Here is a 15,676-nt window from a genome sequence, read left to right as displayed (position 1 = left end):
TCTAAAGATGAAGGTGGTCGTCACACTCCATTCTTCAAAGGCTACCGTCCACAGTTCTACTTCCGTACAACTGACGTAACTGGTAACATCGAGCTACCAGAAGGCGTAGAAATGGTAATGCCTGGTGACAACATCAAGATGACTGTTGAGTTAATCGCGCCAATCGCGATGGACGAAGGTCTACGTTTCGCAATCCGCGAAGGTGGCCGTACAGTTGGTGCTGGTGTTGTAGCTAAAATCTTCGCTTAATTGCAGATTCTAGAACAAACCAAAAAAAGGAGGCTTATGCCTCCTTTTTTAATATGTATTTCAATGTATAACTTTCATTTCTCTTTTATTCTAATCCTTTTATATAACTAATCGATCTCACAATTTACGTTGCTCTTTATGGAAATAGTAATAGTTATCGTTTATATTGTTGTTCGTAGAGAGAGGTGATTATCGATGATTGTTTGTGTTTGCCATTCTGTGTCAGATAAAACGTTAAAAAAACTCGTGTTAGAAAAAAATATAACGGATTTTCGCGAGATAAGACGCTGTACTGCATTAGGTAGCCAGTGCGGTAAGTGCGTACGTTTGGCCAAAGAAGTGGTGAATGACGCAATATCGGTCCAGTACCTAGAAGCCAGCTAAGAAAATGGTATCTATCTGAAAATTGTCTTAAATGACAAGAATTCTTTTTGCTCAAAATTTGACTAATGAATCGAAAAAGGTCTATGGTAAATGAGCATAAAGAGGAGATATTGTCATGAAAGGCGATCCAATCATAATTCAACACCTGAATAAAATTCTCGGCAACGAACTTATCGCTATTAACCAGTACTTTCTTCACGCTCGTATGTATAAAGACTGGGGACTAAAGCATCTGGCTGATAAGGAATATCATGAGTCCATTGATGAGATGAAGCATGCCGATCATCTTATCGAACGTATCTTGTTTTTAGAGGGCATTCCTAACTTGCAGGACTTGGGTAAACTTCTTATTGGAGAAGACGTCAAGGAAATGCTTGAGTGCGACCTAAAGGTTGAGATGAAAGCTATTCCTGATCTCCGTGATGCGATTGCCTACGCTGAGAATATTCGAGATTATGTTTCAAGAGATATTTTCCAAGACATACTCGAAGATGAAGAAGATCATGTCGATTGGTTGGAAACCCAGTTAGGGCTGATAGATATGACAGGTATCGAGAACTACCTTCAAGCTCAATTCGTAGATGAAGACGACTAACTAATTTCTGGGCGAGCGGTGTTGTACGCCCGTAAAAATTAGAACAAGGACTTTTCTTTTTCCTTTCGCATAATTCACTTGCGTAAATTGCTTCCTTTCTGTACTATTCGACTCCTTAATTTCTCGGTCACTTACTATCGTTCCTTGCTTCCTCTGGATGACCGGGCCAAGTTTGGAAGCTGAATAATCCGTAAGGAGCAAACATGCGTCATTACGAAATCGTATTCATGGTGCACCCAGATCAAAGCGAGCAGGTTGCTGGCATGATCGAGCGTTACACTGGTTCTATCACTGAAGCTGGCGGTACTATCCACCGTCTAGAAGACTGGGGTCGTCGTCAACTGGCTTACCCAATCAACAAGCTACACAAAGCTCACTACGTTCTTATGAACGTTGAAGCTGACCAAGCTGTTATTGATGAACTAGAAACTGCTTTCCGTTACAACGATGCAGTTCTACGTAACATGATTATGCGCACTAAAGCGGCTATCACTGAACCATCTATCATGCTAAAAGCGAAAGAAGAGCGTGCTCCTCGTCGTGAAGAGCGTGAAGATAGAGCAGAAGAAGCTGCTGAGTAATTAGTTATATGACTAATCGAATGGAGATTACTGGTAGCATTACCAAGCCTCCTATTCGTAGTAAAAGCCCTTCGGGAATTGAGCATTGTCGCTTTTGGCTAGAACATCGTTCTAATCAATTAGAAGCAGGCTTCACAAGGCAAGTATATTGTCTTATGCCAGTTGTCGTTAGTGGTAATGAGTCACATTTAAATACTCAGAATTTAGTGCAAGGCAGTAGTATCAAGGTAAGTGGTTTTATGGCTTACCAGACTGGCCGAAATGGCGTAGGAAAATTGGTACTTCATGCTGACAACATTACTCAAATTTAAGATCAGGAGATAGCCCATGGCTCGTTTCTTCCGTCGTCGTAAATTCTGCCGTTTCACTGCAGAAGGCGTACAAGAGATTGATTACAAAGACGTAGCAACTCTTAAAAACTACATCACTGAAGCTGGTAAAATCGTACCTAGCCGTATCACTGGTACAAGCGCTAAATATCAGCGTCAGCTAGCTCGTGCAATCAAACGTTCACGCTACCTAGCTCTACTGCCATACACTGACAAACATCAGTAATTGGCACCGTTTATTAAGAAAGAGGATTAAGCAATGCAAGTTATTCTACTTGATAAAATCGGTAACCTAGGTGGTCTTGGCGATACAGTAAGCGTTAAATCTGGTTACGCTCGTAACTTCCTTATCCCTCAAGGTAAGGCTGTAATGGCAACTAAAACTAACGTTGAAATGTTCGAAAGTCGTCGTGCTGAACTAGAAGCTAAGGTTGCTGAAGAACTATCAGCTGCACAAGATCGTGCAGACAAAGTAAGTGCTCTAGAAGCAGTTGTTATCGCATCTAAAGCGGGTGACGAAGGTAAACTATTCGGTTCTATCGGTACTCGTGACATCGCTGATGCAATCACTGCAGCTGGCGTTGAAGTTAAGAAAAGTGAAGTTCGTCTTCCAGAAGGTGCTCTACGTACTACTGGCGAATTCGAAATCTCTATTCAACTTCACTCAGAAGTATTTGCTGACGTTAAAGTACAAGTTGTTGCTGAATAATTTCAGTTATCAATTTAAAAACACCAGCCAATTGGCTGGTGTTTTTTTATGTTTTGACTTTACATCAGTAACTCTCAACAGTTACTCGGTATCAGAACGAGAACATAATATTAAATTCTGTGATCGAGTCTTTTTTACTTAGCCCTGTTGGGACTCTTGAGTGATACTGGCGGTTATAATTTACTTTAATCGCAATGCCTTCGGTGACATTTGTCGTCACTCCAAGATCGGTCGTAACCAATGTATTGCTGTTACCTGAGATCGTTGTTACATCGCCATCGAAAGACAAGTTATCCAAAATTTTCCAGTGACTTTTTATACTGCCACGCACAATCGGTTCTTCCACCTTAGCGTCAAAAACAATGTCGCGGCTGCCAATCTCGTCAAGATTCGGCTTTTGGTATCGATACCCAGGGCCCAACTCACCTTCTAATGTGAACTTATCGGTAAAGATAAATTGATAACCTAAACCCGCTGACACAGTATGATCTTTATAATAAGCCGTATATTCCGTATCAAGTCCTTTATAACTGGTATAAAAGTACACCTTAGGTCCAAATTTAATGTCGTTTTGCAATCCATAGGTTGATCGACGCTTGGTTTCTACACCATATTTCTCTAAACGATAAAACTCATAATCTGCATTGGTTCGGTAGCGTCCACGTGTGTATTCACCATGGAGAGCAGTATTGATTGATTCTGATTCGGTGTTGCCTGTCAGTTTACGAAATCCGAACTCGACCTGAACTTTCCAGGGAGAAGGTACTTCCAGATCGTCGTTGGCATCGTCTTTTGCTTGTACAGCTAAGGGAATAAACAAGCAGAATATCGATAACCAATATTTAGTCACAGGGGGTCCTTAATAGTTAAAAACTAAGCGTAGTATTCGTTAATGATAAGAGCGAATCTTACCAGATGAGTCAGTTTGCCGTTAATTCTCTTCTAGTCCTTGATAGACAACGACTCTTCGCGTTTAGTTTCTCTAGCTCATGCCGATTTATTTATCTGCCAATATCAGAACCGTTTGGAGCGGGTGAAGAATTTGGGTATCATGCAAAGCCAATAATCTAGATCTTTGATGGTACAACTGAGTAATATTATGGCAGACCCGAAAACTGATAATCGATATCGTAAGAATCAGGACGCCCAAGTCGAAGCGATTAAAACTCCTCCACATTCATTGGAGGCTGAGCAATCAGTTTTAGGTGGTCTTCTGTTAGACAATGAGCGTTGGGATACAGTCGCGGAAAGAGTGATAGCATCTGATTTCTACAGTCGCCCACATCGACTTATTTTTGATGGTATCAAGACCATTTTAGAATCCAGTAAGCCTCTCGATCTTATTACACTTTCTGAACACTTAGAGCTGCGTGAACAACTTGATGATATTGGCGGTTTTGCGTATTTGGCTGATCTTGCCAAGAATACACCAAGTGCCGCGAATATTAATGCCTATGCGGATATTGTCGCAGAGCGTGCCCTAGTTCGTAACCTTATTGGTGTTGCAAATGAAATTGCTGATGCGGGCTATGATCCTCAGGGAAGAAGTTCTGAAGATTTATTAGACTTAGCAGAGAGTAAAGTTTTCGCTATTGCCGAGTCGCGTGCTAATGAGAATGAAGGCCCCAAAAATGTAGACTCGATTCTGGAGAAAACTCTAGAGCGTATCGAGATCTTGTATAAAAGCCCTCAGGATGGCGTGACCGGCGTGAATACCGGCTTTTCTGACCTCAATAAGAAGACGGCCGGTCTACAGCCATCTGATTTGATTATTGTTGCGGCGCGTCCATCGATGGGTAAAACCACATTCGCGATGAACCTTTGTGAGAACGCAGCGATGGAGCAAGATAAACCTGTGCTGATTTTCTCCCTAGAGATGCCATCCGAACAAATTATGATGCGTATGCTCGCCTCTCTGTCTCGAGTTGATCAGACGAAAATCAGAACAGGGCATTTGGATGATGAAGATTGGGCTAGAATCTCGTCAACAATGGGTATTCTGATGGAAAAGAAGAACATGTTTATCGATGACAGTTCTGGTCTGACTCCCACCGAATTACGTTCTCGAGCGAGGAGATTGGCTCGTGAGCATGGTGGTCTTTCTCTCATCATGATTGACTATTTGCAGTTAATGCGCGTACCTTCATTGTCGGATAACCGTACACTGGAAATTGCCGAGATATCACGTTCTCTTAAAGCATTGGCCAAAGAATTGAATGTGCCAGTCGTTGCGCTATCACAGTTGAACCGTTCTTTGGAGCAACGTGCGGATAAACGTCCGGTAAACTCAGACTTACGTGAATCAGGTTCTATCGAGCAGGATGCCGACTTGATTATGTTCATTTATCGAGATGAAGTTTATCACCCCGATAGTGCGATGAAGGGAACGGCTGAAATTATTCTTGGTAAACAGCGTAATGGTCCTATCGGTTCCGTTCGCCTGACATTCCAAGGTCAATACTCTCGTTTTGATAATTACGCTGGCCCATCATTTGACGACGAGTAATTGCTAACACTCGTGTTACTCTCCCTGAATGGTGGCGATGATACGTCGATTGCCACCATAATCACGATGCTCACCCAGATATATTCCTTGCCATGTTCCCAGAGCAAGCTGTCCATTTGTTATAGGGATTGACACTGATGGCCCCAGTATTGATGCTTTAATATGTGCGGGCATATCATCGTCACCTTCATAGGTATGCTGATAGTATTTTGCTCGCTCAGGTACAAAATGATTAAAGTGCTGTTCCATATCCGATCTAACGGTTGGATCCGCATTTTCATTAATTGTTAAACTGGCTGATGTATGCTGAATAAATAAGTGGAGAAGTCCCGTCGTGACAGTATGGATCTCGTCAAGTTTATTGATGACTTCATTGGTGATGAGGTGAAATCCACGACTTTTAGGTTTTAATATTATCGTTTTTTGTATCCACATTGTTTTACCTATTAGATTGATTGTTTAATTCATACATCATCTCTATAGTGACTTTTGTCGTATTACAATACAATAGTCTGTACACAGGATTCAGGTTAGGAGTCTTGAGCTTTGAGCTAAAACATAATTTCGCGTCGAAAATTAAGTATAATCTCAGCCGTGACTTTTAATCATTTTATTTAGAATTATTAAATCGGGGGTCTGTTACTGGCGAGGAGGCGAGTAACAGGGTTAAGCCAATATACTATCGGGAAAGATACCATGCTTAAAAATATCAACCCAACTGAAACGGCAGCTTGGAAAGCGTTAACTGCACATTTTGAACAAACGAAAGATACACAACTCAAAGATTTATTCGCACAAGAACCAAATCGATTTGATGCATTTTCAAAGCGTTTTGGTGACGATATCCTAATCGACTATTCAAAAAACCTTATTACTAAGGAAACGCTAGAACTTCTTTTGGATCTTGCAGATCAGACCGATCTTAAGTCTGCAATCAAAGCGATGTTTAGCGGAGAAAAGATCAATAAAACTGAAGATCGTTCAGTTCTTCATGTGGCATTACGTAACCGCAGCAATACGCCTATCTACTCTGATGGGGAAGATGTGATGCCTGCAGTTAACGCAGTTCTAGAAAAAATGAAAAGTTTCTCTGAGCGTGTTATTTCTGGTGAGTGGAAAGGTTATACAGGCAAAGCCATTACAGATATCGTAAACATTGGTATCGGTGGTTCTGATCTTGGACCGTATATGGTGACAGAAGCGCTTAAGCCATATAAGAATCATTTAAATCTTCACTTTGTATCCAACGTCGATGGTACACATATTGCGGAAGTTTTAAAGAAAGTGGATCCTGAAACAACCATGTTCTTGGTGGCATCTAAGACGTTTACCACTCAGGAAACAATGACAAATGCTCATACTGCAAGAGACTGGTTCTTAAAGACTGCTAAGTCTGAGTCTGAAGTTGCAAAACACTTTGCAGCCTTGTCGACAAACAGTGATGCTGTGTCTGCGTTCGGTATTGATACTGCGAACATGTTTGAGTTCTGGAATTGGGTTGGTGGCCGCTACTCTTTATGGTCGGCAATTGGTCTTTCTATTATTTTGGGTATCGGTTACGACAACTTTGTTGAGTTGTTGTCTGGTGCTCACGAAGTGGATACCTATTTTGCAGAAACACCATTTGAAGAGAACATTCCTGTACTGATGGCGCTAATTGGTATTTGGTACAATAACTTCTATGGTGCCGAGTCTGAAGCTATTTTACCTTACGATCAATATATGCACCGTTTTGCCGCTTATTTCCAACAAGGAAACATGGAATCGAATGGTAAGTATGTTGACCGAAATGGTAACGCTGTTGATTATCAAACTGGCCCAATTATTTGGGGTGAGCCAGGCACTAATGGTCAGCATGCCTTCTATCAGTTGATCCATCAGGGAACAAAAATAATTCCTTGTGACTTCATCGCTCCTGCTGTTTCTCATAACCCAACATCGGATCATCACAATAAGCTGTTGTCTAATTTCTTTGCTCAAACTGAAGCGTTGGCATTTGGTAAAACGAAAGAACAGGTAGAAGCCGAATTTATCAAAGCGGGCAAATCGGCTGATGAAGTGGCTGAATTAGTACCGTTTAAGGTCTTTGAAGGTAATCGCCCAACTAACTCTATCTTAGTTAAAGAGATTACTCCACGTACGCTGGGTAACCTTATCGCTATTTACGAGCATAAGATCTTCACTCAAGGTGTTATTTGGAATATTTTCACGTTTGACCAATGGGGTGTTGAATTAGGTAAACAGCTAGCAAACGCTATTCTGCCTGAGCTTGAAGATGGTACGGAAGTCTCATCTCATGATAGTTCGACTAACGGTCTGATTAATGCTTACAAAGCGATGCGTTAATACGTAGGATTGGAAACAAAAAAGCTTGGCATTCACCAAGCTTTTTTTTATGAATTCAGTTTTGTTATTCAAAACAAATTTCGATGAAGGCATTACCCCATTGTGAGGTGAACGGCATGATGATAATGGAACCTTCACACTTATGACGAATCGTGTGCCCACGACCAGATACAACTACGGGCGTCGCCATGTCAAAATCAAAGCCACTTTCTGCTAGGATACGTTTGGCACCACCGGTTACCATATTCGTAATTTCCCCAACCATATCGGTGACTTCTTCATTCAGACCGTTTGGGCGTTCGCCGAGCATATTTTGCATGATTTCAAGGGCAAGGCTCTCATCGAAGGTGATAGACATTGAACCACGAGACTTATCACCAACCATACCAATCAGACCCGAAACATCACCACGTGCGATTTCATCTTTCTTGATACGGGGTTTCTGAGGTTTTAGCTCCAAAGATGCCATAGTCTTAAGGACATTCATCAAAGAGGCTAAAAATGGATTCACAAATTCTGCACGCATAATATTCATATTCTTCTGTATATTAACTCTTTTCTTTAGAGGAACACGTTTTACATATACCATGAGACTCGATGACATGGTTGACGATTTTAAAGCCGTGTTTCTCCGCATTACTTTCCAACGAAGCAACTAAGTTATCGTCTTGAAGTTCGATAACATCACTGCATTTATCGCAGATTAATAGATGCGAATAATGCTTGTGGGCGTTGCAGGAGCAACAAGATATAAAACTGTTAGTGGACTCTACTCTATGTATGAATCCTTGCTCTAGCAGAAAGTCCAGCGCTCTATAAACTGTCGGTGGCTTAGCTTGTGGTTCACTCTGTTTGAGATCTTCGAGTAACTCGTAAGCGCTCGAGGCTTTTTGACTCGAACAGATTAGCTCAAACACCCGTTTTCTCTGCGAAGTGAGACGGACTCCTCTAGCAGTACATATCTCTTCAATCTGTTTTGTTAAGTTTAGGTCCAAATTCATCACCATAGTTATTGGACTTTATTAATAATATACCATTTTAGGCACAATACCCTTATCTTACTTGGCTATTGTATTCTCTATGGCGTTATTGATGCCGATATAATTTCGATTATGTGACTAAGTTACCTTATCTTACGTAGAAACGATAGTGTTTAGACCGTCTATGATGAAAAAGGATCTAACTCATTTATAAACAATATCTTTCATCAAGAATGTGAGTTGAGAATAAACATCGTCTTTATATCCAAGTCTAAACTTTTTAGAAACTTGATGGTGAGATATGTATAATCCGCGCTGATTATCAATAGAACTAATGGAACTCCGATGAATTCACAAACTGCAGGTCATCCATCATTGCGCTTTTCTGTCGCTCCAATGCTCGATTGGACAGATCGTCATTGCCGGTATTTTCATCGGTTGCTGTCTGCACAGAGCCTTTTGTATACCGAGATGGTAACGACTGGTGCGATTATTCATGGGAGAGGCGACTTCCTAAAATATAATGAATCAGAGCATCCAGTTGCATTACAGTTAGGTGGATCAAATCCAGAGGATCTTGCTGTCTGTGCGAAGTTAGCTTACGAGCGTGGATATGATGAGATAAATCTTAATGTAGGTTGTCCTTCAGATAGAGTTCAAAATGGGCGTTTTGGCGCTTGTCTAATGGGAGAGGCTAAGTTAGTCGCTGACTGTGTGTCGGCGATGAAGAATGTCGTTGATATTCCGGTAACCGTTAAAACACGTATTGGTATTGATGATCAGGACAGCTATGAGTTTTTAGCGGACTTCATCGAGACTGTTTCTGAAAAGGGTGGATGTGAACAGTTTACAATTCATGCACGCAAGGCTTGGCTTAATGGTCTAAGTCCAAAAGAGAACCGTGAGATTCCGCCATTAGATTACCCGCGCGTTTATCAGCTCAAGCAAGATTTTCCACATTTAATGATGTCGATGAATGGTGGAATCAAATCGCTGGAAGAAGCTCAGGAGCATCTAAAATTTGTTGATGGCGTTATGGTGGGAAGAGAGGCTTACCAAAATCCCTATATTTTGGCTGAAGTCGACCAAAGAGTATTTGGTGATATGAAACCAGTCAAAAAACGCTCGGAAGTGGTTAAGGCCATGTATCCTTATATTGAGGAACAATTAACTCAAGGGGCTTTTCTCGGGCACATATCAAGGCACATGATTGGACTATTTCAGAATATGCCTGGAGCTCGTCAGTGGCGTCGCTATATCAGTGAAAATGCGCATAAACAAGGGGCGGGTATTGAAGTGATTGAAGCTGCGTTGGCTAAAATACCGCAAGAGCTAGATGTGTAAAATTCACCAGAATGTAGTGAATATAGCCAAACAAATTGTACGAAGGAGTGTTACTAATTAAGGTGACACTCCTTTTTCTTTATATATCAGTTGATTATTGAAAAGATGACACCAGTTTATACTGGTATGCATTGTGCTTATCTTTTTAGAATTGAATTACCAGGAGAACATCGTGTTTGAGTTACTTATTTTCCTGATTTTTGTTTCGTCACTATTTGTTATCGGTATAACAGCCTTTGGTATGGTTGCTGCCTTTATTATCACAACAGTCGTGATGGTACTGTTAGGAACCCTCTCACTTGTAATCAAGTTAGTGCCCTGGCTGGTGGTTATAGCCATTGTGGTTTGGCTAGTTAAGAAGAATAAGTTCTAATCGTCTTCACATCTTTTCCACTATTTTGATGAAACATATTTTTAACATCTCGATAGTCGACTATTATTACTATTAATAGTAGCGCTTAGCTTCTTAGTGTGGAGTTCTCGAGATGACTATTGAAGAGTTACAAAGTCTGTACAAAGGCAACTTACTTGTCGAGGCTATCATTGAACCTTTCTCTGAAGAAGGTAAGTGGATCGTAGAATTTAAACATGCTCAGGGAGGGTTTGTTGTCATGACGGATCCTCACGGAGAGGAGTGTCATTACAACGATGTGGGCCATGCTTCAAGGTCTGCAATGGAAGTCGGGTTCAAACAAGTAAGAATAGAATCTTAGTTATCATTATTTTTTCTTCCAAAAAGTTATAAAACATACTCATCTATTCTTTCTTGTTATTAAGGTTAGTGGTTAATCTATCGTCACGCAATGAATAAGGAAGTCGTGACGATGTCTTCAGCAAATAATAATCCAAACGAGCTAGCTGCTTTAGCTAGCCCTTTAAATGATTCTCAAGCAAATCTGCTTCAGCAGGCTGCTTCTCAATTATCCCCGTCTCAACTCGCATGGGTGAGTGGCTACTTTTGGGGTGTTAGTCAATCTCAATCAGCAACAGCTGGTGTTACGCAATCTATCCAGCCTGGAGGTCAGCCTCAGGCAGCCGGTAAACTCACTATTATTTACGCATCTCAAACAGGTAACGCGAAAGGTGTTGCCGAGGCTCTTGAACAAGAAGCGGAAGCATTGAGTATTCCGGTTCAATTGTTTGATGCCAGTGATTACAAAGGAAAAGATCTCGCAAAAGAGACTCACGTTATTTTCGTATCTTCCACCAATGGGGAAGGTGAAGCTCCTGATAATGCTCTAGAGCTGCATGAGTTCTTACAATCTAAAAAAGCACCTAAGTTACCAAATCTTAAATATGGTGTTTTGGGACTAGGAGATTCTAGTTACGAATTCTTCTGTCAGACAGGCAAAGATTTTGACGCATTTTTATCTAAGCAGGGCGCGACTTCATTTATTGAACGTGTGGATTGTGATGTAGATTATGAAGAGCAGGCCGCTGAATGGCGCAAGGAAGCATTAAGCAGAGTTAAAGAGTCTCTTGGGGAAACTCAAACTGCGACTGCACCTTTGTTCAGTGCCAATGCGACACCTTCAGCTTCACAATATAACAAACAAAATCCATTTGCAGCGACACTACTAACTAGCCAGAAAATCACAGGTCGTGATTCAGGAAAAGATGTTCGCCATATTGAAGTTGATCTTGAAGGTTCAGGATTAACTTACCAGCCTGGTGATGCACTAGGTGTTTGGTATGAAAACGATTGTGACTTGGCGAATGACGTCCTGAGTGCTGTTGGTCTATCTGGGGCAGAGAGCGTCGAAGTGGATGGTGAGAGTCTTTCAATTCACAGTGCCCTGGTCAGTAAATACGAAATTACAGCGTCAAATCCGCAGTTGATCACAAAACTTGCGGAATTGTCTGATGCTAAAGCTCTAACTGCGTTGGTTGAAAACAAAGATGCATTACGTGAGTTTTCGGCAAACCATCAAGTTGTTGATGTGTTGAAACTGGCTGAAACGAAACTAACGGCTGAACAGCTTATTAGTCTATTACGCCGTTTGACTCCTCGTCTGTATTCTATTGCGTCTAGCCAAAGTGAAGTTGATCAAGAAGTGCATCTGACTGTTGGCGTTGTTGAATACGAACAAGATGGCGAAACCCGTCTTGGTGGAGCGTCAGGTTTCTTAGGGCGTCAACTTGAAGAAGGCGAAAACGTTAAAGTCTTCATTGAGAACAACAATAACTTCAAATTACCTCAGGACACCAACACGCCAGTGATTATGGTTGGACCTGGTACTGGTATTGCTCCTTTCCGTAGTTTTATTCAGGAAAGAGACAATCTTGGTGCTGAAGGTAAAAACTGGTTGTTCTTTGGTGATAGAACTTTCACACAAGACTTTTTATACCAAGTGGAATGGCAAAAGTACCTCAAATCTGGTCTTTTAACTCGTTTAGATGTGGCTTTCAGTCGTGATCAGCAAGAGAAAGTCTATGTCCAGCATCGTATTCTAGAGAATGCAGAGCAGGTTTGGGCATGGATTCAAGAAGGGGCTTATATCTACGTATGTGGTGACGCAACAAGAATGGCAAAAGATGTGAATGATGCCCTTATCACTGTTGCTGAACAGCAAGGTAATATGAGTCACGATAAAGCAGAAGAATTCATCAACGATTTAAGAAAAGCAAAACGTTATCAGAGGGATGTGTACTAATGAGCACTAAGATTGAAAATAATGTCCAGGAAGTTTTAGGCGAGGTGCTAGGTCCTCTTTCGGATAACGAGCGCTTAAAAAGAGAAAGTAATTTCTTACGTGGTACGATCGAGCAAGATCTTCAAGATCGGATTACTGGTGGATTTACCGCTGATAACTTTCAGCTAATCCGTTTTCACGGTATGTACCAACAGGATGATAGAGATATTCGAGCTGAGCGTACAAAACAAAAGCTTGAACCATTACATAATGTAATGCTTCGTGCTCGTATGCCTGGCGGTATTATCAAGCCAGAACAATGGCTCGCAATCGATAAGTTTGCTACAGAACATACTATGTATGGAAGTATTCGTTTGACCACTCGTCAGACATTCCAGTTTCATGGTGTACTAAAGCCTAATGTTAAATCAATGCATCAGATGCTGAATAAGATTGGTATCGATTCAATTGCTACTGCAGGCGATGTGAACCGTAACGTTTTATGTACTTCAAACCCTGTTGAGTCTGAATTACATCAAGAAGCCTATGAGTGGGCGAAGAAGATCAGTGAGCATTTATTACCTAAGACTCGTGCTTATGCCGAGATTTGGCTTGATGGTGAGAAAGTTGAAACAACAGACGAAGAACCAATTCTAGGTAGTACTTATCTACCTCGTAAATTTAAAACGACTGTGGTTATCCCACCACACAATGATATTGATGTGCACGCAAACGATTTGAACTTCGTTGCTATCGCTGAAAATGGCAAGCTAATCGGCTTCAACGTACTTGTTGGTGGTGGATTGGCGATGACACACGGTGATAAATCAACTTATCCTCGTCGCGCCGATGACTTTGGTTTTATCCCTGTAGAGAAAACACTAGATATTGCAGCAGCGGTTGTAACGACACAGCGTGACTGGGGTAACCGTTCTAATCGTAAGAATGCGAAAACCAAATACACACTTGATCGTGTAGGTATCGATGTCTTTAAGGCTGAAGTTGAAAAACGTGCAGGTATTGCTTTTGCAGAAAGTAAACCTTACGAATTTACTAACCGAGGTGATCGTATCGGTTGGGTTGAAGGCATTGACGGTAAGTTCCATTTAGCACTGTTTATTGAAAATGGTCGTTTACTGGATTACCCAGGTAAGCCTTTAAAAACTGGCGTAGCTGAAATCGCGAAAATTCACCAAGGGGATTTTCGAATGACAGCGAACCAGAACTTAATTATTGCTGGTGTGCCTGCGGATCAAAAAGACGTTATAGAGAAGATCGCGCGCGATCATGGTTTGATCGACGACTCTGTGTCACAGCAGAGAATCAACTCGATGGCGTGTGTTGCCTTCCCTACTTGTCCTTTAGCTATGGCGGAAGCGGAACGTTTTCTACCAGAGTTTGTTACTAAGGTTGAAGAGTTACTTGAGAAGAACGGCTTACCTAAAGAAGATAACATTATCTTACGTGTTACAGGTTGTCCTAATGGTTGTGGTCGAGCAATGCTGGCTGAAATTGGTTTAGTCGGTAAAGCGCCTGGACGTTATAACCTGCATCTGGGTGGTAACCGCGCAGGTACTCGCGTTCCGAAAATGTACAAAGAAAATATTACTGAAGCACAAATTCTAGAAGAAATTGACCAGCTTGTTGGCCGTTGGGCTTCAGAGCGTAATGATAGCGAATGCTTCGGCGATTTTGTTATTCGCGCAGATATCATTAAAGAAGTCGTCGTTTCAAAGAGGGATTTTCATGACTGAAAGTGTGCTTTATAAGCCCGATCTTTCAGAATTACTTTCAATGTCTAAGGGGCAGCAATCGCTGCACCTTGCTGAATTGAATGCATATCTGGAAACATTGACGGCACAAGAAAGAGTTAAATGGGCTTTAGATAACCTGCAGGGGACTCATGCAGTATCGTCTAGTTTTGGTATTCAGGCTGCATTAATGCTGCATCTCGTTACTGAAGTTCAAAAGGATGTACCAATAGTTCTGACCGACACAGGGTACCTTTTCCCTGAAACGTATCAGTTTATTGATCATCTAACCGAGAAACTCGATCTAAACTTGAAAGTTTACCGTGCAGATATTACTCCAGCATGGCAGGAGGCTCGTTTTGGTAAACTTTGGGAGCAGGGTATCGAAGGCTTAACAAAGTATAACCACATTAATAAAGTTGAGCCGATGAAAAAGGCTCTTCATGATCTAAATGTGGGAACTTGGTTTTCTGGACTAAGACGAGAACAGTCAGAATCACGTGCGCATTTACCGATACTAGCAGTTCAAAATGGCGTATTTAAGTTCTTACCTGTTATAGACTGGTCGAATAAAGATGTTCATTACTATCTAAAAGAACATGACCTACCATATCATCCATTGTGGGAAGAAGGTTATCTATCTGTGGGTGATACGCATACTACCCGCAAATGGGAGCCAGGTATGAAGGAAGAAGATACACGATTTTTTGGTTTAAAAAGAGAATGTGGTCTCCATGAAGATGATGGAGAGAAAGACGGCTCTGGTATTTAACATTGCGTAAAATTGTCACGATATTTAGGGAGTCAATGTGACTCCCTTTTCTTTTTGTGGATAACTCGGTGGAAAAGCTGTTCCTTATCGGTGACTAAATATGGATAAATACGTGTTTGGTCGATACTTCACCGAATAAGCCTTATTTTTGAGTTTTTTCGTAAAAAGGACTTGCTAATGTGACGGCGATCCCTATAATGCGACCCCACAGACGAGGCAAGGCTTCACAAGGTTTTTCCTCCGAAAATTAGGTCTTCAAGCAAAACTGAGAAAATTGTAAAAAAGTGTTTGACACTCACAGTTATCTCGCTAGAATGACCGCCTCTTCAGTGAGTTATCACTAAAGAGAAGCTCTTTAACAATATAAACCTATCAATCTGTGTGGGCACTCGTCGGATAAACATCCAAAAGATTTTATCAATGATACGAGTGACCAAATCGAACAGGATTTCTTTTTAAGAATGAATGTTTGGCACAGTCAATTCAACATTACATTA

At 41.3% G+C, this 15,676-nt stretch carries 19 protein-coding genes; 15 read left to right on the top strand and 4 right to left on the bottom strand.

Translation table 11 applies throughout. From position 1 onward, the window contains the following. The 7 genes from EES38_RS21315 to rplI form a co-directional block, all read left to right on the top strand. Positions 1-249 (top strand): EF-Tu C-terminal domain-related protein (locus tag EES38_RS21315; RefSeq protein WP_500691480.1); only part of this gene is annotated, 249 nt, incomplete at its 5' end. Positions 250-444: 195 nt separating this feature from the next. Beyond that, complete coding sequence (locus EES38_RS21310; protein ID WP_124939233.1) at positions 445-633, top strand: (2Fe-2S)-binding protein; 189 nt, start codon at positions 445-447, stop codon at positions 631-633. Positions 634-748: 115 nt separating this feature from the next. After that, positions 749-1,228, top strand: a complete 480-nt coding sequence (bfr, locus tag EES38_RS21305; RefSeq protein ID WP_124939232.1) for a bacterioferritin — start codon at positions 749-751, stop codon at positions 1,226-1,228. Positions 1,229-1,431: 203 nt separating this feature from the next. Then, entirely contained in the window at positions 1,432-1,809 is a 378-nt protein-coding gene (rpsF, locus tag EES38_RS21300) for a 30S ribosomal protein S6 (protein WP_124939231.1), read from the top strand. Positions 1,810-1,817: 8 nt separating this feature from the next. Next, positions 1,818-2,120 carry a primosomal replication protein N gene (gene priB, locus EES38_RS21295; protein ID WP_124939230.1) on the top strand — a complete coding sequence of 101 codons (303 nt, stop codon included), beginning with the start codon at positions 1,818-1,820 and terminating at the stop codon, positions 2,118-2,120. Positions 2,121-2,136: 16 nt separating this feature from the next. Beyond that, complete coding sequence (gene rpsR, locus EES38_RS21290) at positions 2,137-2,364, top strand: 30S ribosomal protein S18 (protein ID WP_000090472.1); 228 nt, start codon at positions 2,137-2,139, stop codon at positions 2,362-2,364. Positions 2,365-2,397: 33 nt separating this feature from the next. Beyond that, positions 2,398-2,847 (top strand): 50S ribosomal protein L9, encoded by a 450-nt coding sequence (gene rplI / locus EES38_RS21285; protein WP_124939229.1) that lies wholly within the window; start codon positions 2,398-2,400, stop codon positions 2,845-2,847. 91 nt (positions 2,848-2,938) lie between these two features. On the opposite strand, the gene EES38_RS21280 is transcribed toward rplI, so the two are convergent. Then, positions 2,939-3,697, bottom strand: coding sequence for a DUF481 domain-containing protein (locus EES38_RS21280; RefSeq protein ID WP_124939228.1), 759 nt, complete (start codon positions 3,695-3,697; stop codon positions 2,939-2,941). A gap of 249 nt (positions 3,698-3,946) precedes the next feature. Here EES38_RS21280 and EES38_RS21275 point away from each other — a divergent pair, with 249 nt between their 5' ends. Beyond that, positions 3,947-5,353, top strand: a complete 1,407-nt coding sequence (locus EES38_RS21275) for a replicative DNA helicase (RefSeq protein ID WP_124939227.1) — start codon at positions 3,947-3,949, stop codon at positions 5,351-5,353. Between the two features lie 15 nt (positions 5,354-5,368). Here EES38_RS21275 and EES38_RS21270 read toward each other — a convergent pair whose 3' ends face one another. Next, positions 5,369-5,788 carry a secondary thiamine-phosphate synthase enzyme YjbQ gene (locus EES38_RS21270; RefSeq protein ID WP_124939226.1) on the bottom strand — a complete coding sequence of 140 codons (420 nt, stop codon included), beginning with the start codon at positions 5,786-5,788 and terminating at the stop codon, positions 5,369-5,371. 261 nt (positions 5,789-6,049) lie between these two features. Here EES38_RS21270 and pgi point away from each other — a divergent pair, with 261 nt between their 5' ends. Continuing rightward, positions 6,050-7,699 (top strand): glucose-6-phosphate isomerase, encoded by a 1,650-nt coding sequence (gene pgi, locus EES38_RS21265; protein WP_124939225.1) that lies wholly within the window; start codon positions 6,050-6,052, stop codon positions 7,697-7,699. 64 nt (positions 7,700-7,763) lie between these two features. Here pgi and EES38_RS21260 read toward each other — a convergent pair whose 3' ends face one another. Continuing rightward, positions 7,764-8,225, bottom strand: coding sequence for a chemotaxis protein CheX (locus EES38_RS21260; RefSeq protein WP_124939224.1), 462 nt, complete (start codon positions 8,223-8,225; stop codon positions 7,764-7,766). 22 nt (positions 8,226-8,247) lie between these two features. Further along, positions 8,248-8,706 (bottom strand): zinc uptake transcriptional repressor Zur, encoded by a 459-nt coding sequence (zur, locus tag EES38_RS21255; protein ID WP_124939223.1) that lies wholly within the window; start codon positions 8,704-8,706, stop codon positions 8,248-8,250. 318 nt (positions 8,707-9,024) lie between these two features. On the opposite strand from zur, the gene dusA reads away from it, so the two are divergent. From dusA to EES38_RS21225, 6 genes are all read left to right on the top strand, one after another. Beyond that, positions 9,025-10,023, top strand: a complete 999-nt coding sequence (gene dusA, locus EES38_RS21250; RefSeq protein ID WP_124939222.1) for a tRNA dihydrouridine(20/20a) synthase DusA — start codon at positions 9,025-9,027, stop codon at positions 10,021-10,023. A 172-nt stretch (positions 10,024-10,195) separates the two neighbouring features. Then, positions 10,196-10,396 carry an envelope stress response protein PspG gene (pspG, locus tag EES38_RS21245; protein ID WP_124939221.1) on the top strand — a complete coding sequence of 67 codons (201 nt, stop codon included), beginning with the start codon at positions 10,196-10,198 and terminating at the stop codon, positions 10,394-10,396. Positions 10,397-10,508: 112 nt separating this feature from the next. Continuing rightward, positions 10,509-10,736, top strand: a complete 228-nt coding sequence (locus tag EES38_RS21240) for a hypothetical protein (protein ID WP_124939220.1) — start codon at positions 10,509-10,511, stop codon at positions 10,734-10,736. Positions 10,737-10,847: 111 nt separating this feature from the next. Beyond that, the gene (locus EES38_RS21235; protein ID WP_124939219.1) at positions 10,848-12,677 is read left to right on the top strand and encodes an assimilatory sulfite reductase (NADPH) flavoprotein subunit; all 1,830 of its coding nucleotides are present in this window, start codon (positions 10,848-10,850) and stop codon (positions 12,675-12,677) included. After that, a complete protein-coding gene (gene cysI, locus EES38_RS21230; RefSeq protein ID WP_124939218.1) occupies positions 12,677-14,410 on the top strand; it encodes an assimilatory sulfite reductase (NADPH) hemoprotein subunit in 1,734 nt (577 codons plus the stop codon). The genes EES38_RS21235 and cysI overlap by 1 nt, the downstream gene beginning before the upstream one ends. Then, positions 14,403-15,179, top strand: a complete 777-nt coding sequence (locus tag EES38_RS21225) for a phosphoadenylyl-sulfate reductase (RefSeq protein WP_124939217.1) — start codon at positions 14,403-14,405, stop codon at positions 15,177-15,179. The genes cysI and EES38_RS21225 overlap by 8 nt, the downstream gene beginning before the upstream one ends. The last annotated feature ends 497 nt before the right edge of the window (positions 15,180-15,676 follow it).

The organism is Vibrio viridaestus, assembly GCF_003856525.1.
Classification (GTDB): Bacteria; Pseudomonadota; Gammaproteobacteria; order Enterobacterales; family Vibrionaceae; genus Vibrio; species Vibrio viridaestus.
This window is presented reverse-complemented; position numbering and strand designations above follow the sequence as displayed.

What these genes read in the sequence shown, in the direction of transcription:
- EES38_RS21310 (WP_124939233.1), top strand. Translation starts at nt 445, where the DNA reads ATGATTGTTTGTGTTTGCCATTCTGTGTCAGATAAAACGTTAAAAAAA.
- bfr (WP_124939232.1), top strand. Translation starts at nt 749, where the DNA reads ATGAAAGGCGATCCAATCATAATTCAACACCTGAATAAAATTCTCGGC.
- rpsF (WP_124939231.1), top strand. Translation starts at nt 1,432, where the DNA reads ATGCGTCATTACGAAATCGTATTCATGGTGCACCCAGATCAAAGCGAG.
- priB (WP_124939230.1), top strand. Translation starts at nt 1,818, where the DNA reads ATGACTAATCGAATGGAGATTACTGGTAGCATTACCAAGCCTCCTATT.
- rpsR (WP_000090472.1), top strand. Translation starts at nt 2,137, where the DNA reads ATGGCTCGTTTCTTCCGTCGTCGTAAATTCTGCCGTTTCACTGCAGAA.
- rplI (WP_124939229.1), top strand. Translation starts at nt 2,398, where the DNA reads ATGCAAGTTATTCTACTTGATAAAATCGGTAACCTAGGTGGTCTTGGC.
- EES38_RS21275 (WP_124939227.1), top strand. Translation starts at nt 3,947, where the DNA reads ATGGCAGACCCGAAAACTGATAATCGATATCGTAAGAATCAGGACGCC.
- EES38_RS21270 (WP_124939226.1), bottom strand. Translation starts at nt 5,788, where the DNA reads ATGTGGATACAAAAAACGATAATATTAAAACCTAAAAGTCGTGGATTT.
- pgi (WP_124939225.1), top strand. Translation starts at nt 6,050, where the DNA reads ATGCTTAAAAATATCAACCCAACTGAAACGGCAGCTTGGAAAGCGTTA.
- EES38_RS21260 (WP_124939224.1), bottom strand. Translation starts at nt 8,225, where the DNA reads ATGCGTGCAGAATTTGTGAATCCATTTTTAGCCTCTTTGATGAATGTC.
- zur (WP_124939223.1), bottom strand. Translation starts at nt 8,706, where the DNA reads ATGGTGATGAATTTGGACCTAAACTTAACAAAACAGATTGAAGAGATA.
- dusA (WP_124939222.1), top strand. Translation starts at nt 9,025, where the DNA reads ATGAATTCACAAACTGCAGGTCATCCATCATTGCGCTTTTCTGTCGCT.
- EES38_RS21240 (WP_124939220.1), top strand. Translation starts at nt 10,509, where the DNA reads ATGACTATTGAAGAGTTACAAAGTCTGTACAAAGGCAACTTACTTGTC.
- EES38_RS21235 (WP_124939219.1), top strand. Translation starts at nt 10,848, where the DNA reads ATGTCTTCAGCAAATAATAATCCAAACGAGCTAGCTGCTTTAGCTAGC.
- cysI (WP_124939218.1), top strand. Translation starts at nt 12,677, where the DNA reads ATGAGCACTAAGATTGAAAATAATGTCCAGGAAGTTTTAGGCGAGGTG.
- EES38_RS21225 (WP_124939217.1), top strand. Translation starts at nt 14,403, where the DNA reads ATGACTGAAAGTGTGCTTTATAAGCCCGATCTTTCAGAATTACTTTCA.